The 3585-nt window shown below is 41.4% G+C and carries 3 protein-coding genes and 1 pseudogene; 3 read left to right on the top strand and 1 reads right to left on the bottom strand.

Annotation, left to right across the window (positions count from 1 at the left end):
- From CAG68_RS06010 to CAG68_RS06000, 3 genes and pseudogenes are all read left to right on the top strand, one after another.
- Window positions 1-297: pseudogene (locus CAG68_RS06010) on the top strand (TnsA endonuclease N-terminal domain-containing protein); the annotation flags it as partial.
- A gap of 2 nt (window positions 298-299) precedes the next feature.
- Complete coding sequence (locus CAG68_RS06005; RefSeq protein ID WP_161440914.1) at window positions 300-2165, top strand: Mu transposase C-terminal domain-containing protein; 1866 nt, start codon at window positions 300-302, stop codon at window positions 2163-2165.
- On the top strand, window positions 2134-3228 hold the full coding sequence (locus CAG68_RS06000; protein WP_025577765.1) for a TniB family NTP-binding protein: 1095 nt from the start codon (window positions 2134-2136) through the stop codon (window positions 3226-3228). Before CAG68_RS06005 ends, CAG68_RS06000 begins: the two co-directional genes overlap by 32 nt.
- 2 nt (window positions 3229-3230) lie before the next feature.
- Here CAG68_RS06000 and CAG68_RS05995 read toward each other — a convergent pair whose 3' ends face one another.
- Window positions 3231-3539: a helix-turn-helix domain-containing protein gene (locus tag CAG68_RS05995; RefSeq protein ID WP_005378563.1), complete on the bottom strand. Its 309-nt coding sequence runs from the start codon at window positions 3537-3539 to the stop codon at window positions 3231-3233.
- Window positions 3540-3585: the final 46 nt, after the last annotated feature.

The following is a 3585-nucleotide window of genomic DNA, read 5'->3' as shown; positions in this document are numbered from 1 at the left end:
GACTTTAACAGACGCTTAGTTTTAGTTACTGAGAAGCAAATTAGAATGGGTCCAACTTTAAATAACTTTAAGCTACTACACCGTTACTCTGGATTGCGAACCGTGACTGAGTTTCAAAAGTTAGTGTTGGCGTTTATTCAACGTAAACAAATGGTGAAGTTACAAGAGGTGTCTTTGTATTTCGGTTTATCGGAGAAGGACACACTTATCTCTACTCTACCTTGGATCTCTTCGGGGCAAGTTAAAACAGACCTAAACGGCATTGGCTTTGGTCTCGAAACCTACGTTTGGTGTTAACCATGTCATCGGACTCTAATAACATATTTGGGTTCTTTGATGAGTTTGAAGCTTCAGAGGGAGAGTCTCAGCCGCTTCCAATAGAGCTAATTCAAGAACCTATTGAAATCTCTTCAACTATTGATTCTCAATCTCCGAAGGTACAGCAAGAAGTTATCCGTCGTATCAAAATCATCGATTTCGTGGAGAAGCGTTTAAAAGGTGGATGGACCGAGAAAAACTTGACCCCTATCTTAAGTCTCATTGAACCAGAATTACAGCTCACTCCCCCGAGTTGGCGAACTTTAGCGACTTGGAAAAAATATTACTTTGAAGCGGGTAAAGACCCATGTGCACTTATTCCGAAGCATACGTTTAAGGGCAACCGCCAAAAAGAAATGGATTCGAAATCCTTGATTGACGAGGCAATTCAGAACGTATACCTGACACGTGAACGACTTAGCGTTGCAGAAGCATACCGATACTATAAGAGTCGAGTGATTCAAATAAATCGCGGGATTGTCGAGGGGAAAATTAAACCAATTTCAGAGCGTTCTTTTTATAATCGAATACACGACTTACCTCCATATGAGGTAGCGATCGCAAGGTTTGGCAAACGATACGCAGACCGAGAATTTCGCTCGGTTGGTCAGCAAGTCGTTGCGGCTAAACCAATGGAATATGTCGAAATTGATCATACCCCAGTTCCAGTTATTCTAATTGATGATGAGCTAGACATTCCTTTGGGGCGGCCTTATCTCACGATGCTGTATGACCGTTTCAGTAAATGTATCGTAGGTTGCAGCATCAACTTTAGAGAACCTAGTTTTGACTCTGTCAGAAAGGCGCTATTGAACTCGGTACTAGATAAGAGCTGGGTAAAACAAAAGTATCCATCTATTGATAATGAATGGCCTTGTCACGGTAAAATAGACTGTTTAGTTGTCGATAATGGCGCTGAGTTTTGGAGTCAAAGCTTAGAAGACTCGTTACGGCCTCTAGTGTCTGACATTCAATACAGCCAAGCTGCTAAACCTTGGCGAAAGTCAGGGATCGAAAAGTTGTTTGATCAGATGAACAAGGGGTTAGTGAACGCACTACCTGGAAAAACATTCACCAATCCTACTCAACTACAAGATTACAACCCAAAGAAGGATGCGGTGGTTAGAGTTTCTGTGTTTCTTGAATTACTCCATAAGTGGATTGTCGATTATTACCACATGGCTCCAGATTCAAGAGAGCGTGATATTCCATACCACAAGTGGAACCAATCGGAATGGACTCCTTCCTACTACGATGGTGCTGAGAAGGAGCAGCTTAGAGTTGAGCTAGGTTTGCTTAGACACAGAACCATTGGAGTGGCAGGGATCAGGCTTCATAACCTACGCTATCAGTCCTCAGAACTTATTGAATACCGTAAATATTGGGCATCCAACAATGGCAAAAAGCTGTTTGTTAAGACCAAAACAGACCCTTCTGATATCAGTTCTATTCATGTTTACCTAGAATCTGAAAAGAGGTACGTAAAAGTTCCAACGGTAGACAACAGCGGATATACAAAAGGGCTGTCCCTTTTTGAGCATGAGCGAATACAAAAAGTACGTAGGCTTAACACTAAGCAGCTTGCTGACGATGAGGCACTTGCGGACACATTTCTATACATGAAAAAACGTATTCAGGAAGAAACCGATAGGTTCCACAGTGCAAAAAGTAGTAAGTCTAGCTTGCCTAAAACGGGCAATACTTCGAAATTAGCAAAGTTTAATGATGTGGGCTCAGACGGACCAAGCTCAATCAATACGACTCAAGTTAAACAAGAAAATACGGTGTTGTTCGATGTCTCAGGGCAATTATCTAATGATGATTTCGAAGATATTGAGGGGTATTAATTTGAACTTAACATCTAGTCAGTTTGAGCAACTAAAGTCCTTTGAAACTTGCTTTATCGAGTACCCTGAAATAACTGAAATCTACTCTATTTTGGATCAACTTCGTTTCAACCACTCTCTTGGCGGTGAACCGGAATCTTTTCTAATAACCGGTGAAGCTGGAAGTGGAAAGACGGCTATGATCAACAACTATGTCTCGCGCTATCAATCGGGTTCAACTTGGGGAAAGCAACCAGTTCTCAGTACCAGAGTACCGAGCCGTATAAATGAGCAGAATACGCTCACACAGTTTTTAGTCGATTTAGATGGAAAGTCGGGCGAAAGAGGTACTCGACGACGTAATGAAATTGCTCTTGGAGAGGCTGTTGTAAAGCAACTTAAACGTAAATCTGTTGAGCTGATTATCGTCAATGAAATTCAAGAGCTTGTGGAGTTTTCTACAGCAGAAGAAAGGCAAACTATTGCGAATACATTCAAATATATAAGTGAAGAAGCAAAAGTCTCGTTTGTGCTGGTTGGTATGCCATATGCTGATGTCATAGCGACAGAGCCACAATGGAATTCGCGATTGAGTTGGAGACGAAAGATTCATTATTTTAAGCTGCTGAAAGCTACCAACCATTCGAGTGAAGTGGCAACTTATGGCTTTGACTTGGAGCAAAAAAAGCACTTTGCGAAATTTGTCGCAGGTTTGAGTGCGAGAATGGGTTTTGATGAAGCGCCAGTGCTTACAAAAAATGAGGTGTTATATCCTTTGTTTGTTATGTGTAAAGGGGAGTGTCGAGCGTTAAAGCACTTCTTGAAAGATGCACTACTTATGAGTTTCAATGAGAATGTCGATACGATAGACAAAGCGATATTGTCACGCACGTTTTCGTTTAAGTTTCCCTATTTGGATAATCCCTTCAATTGTCCTGTAGAGGAGCTTCGTCTTCATCAAATTGACTCTGGATCGTCTTACAACCTAAATGCCATCGCTTCAGAAGATAAAATACTTGCTCCACGTTTTACGGATGCAATTCCGTTGAGCATGTTATTGACCAAAAATGGACTTAAAGCCTAATATTACCCCTCGCTCTCCAAACTCTTCAGCAACGCTGCCTTCTCTTCATCACTCATCTTATCAATTGCGCATGCCAATTCAGCGCTCAATTCGTTTCTACAGAAAAAATAGTTTAGTGGCACATCTAACTCTTCAGCCATACGCTCAAGTGTACCAATATCTGGTACGTGCCTACCTTTCTCGTAATGGTTCATTCGACCACTAGCAGAACTTGGTTCCATACCAATTTTCACCCCTAAATCTTTTTGGGTGATTTTGGCTTTTTTACGCGCAGCTTTGAGCCTCGCTGGGATTGGGTTGTCTTTCTGCACTTACTCATTTCTTTTCAACCTTTAGATAACTTAGATTGTCTAAGTT

The organism is Vibrio sp. V42_P2S4T144, from assembly GCF_009904715.1.
Lineage (GTDB): Bacteria > Pseudomonadota > Gammaproteobacteria > Enterobacterales > Vibrionaceae > Vibrio > Vibrio alginolyticus.
Note: the sequence above shows the minus strand (reverse complement) of the source record. Positions and strands in the feature narration are given on the sequence as shown.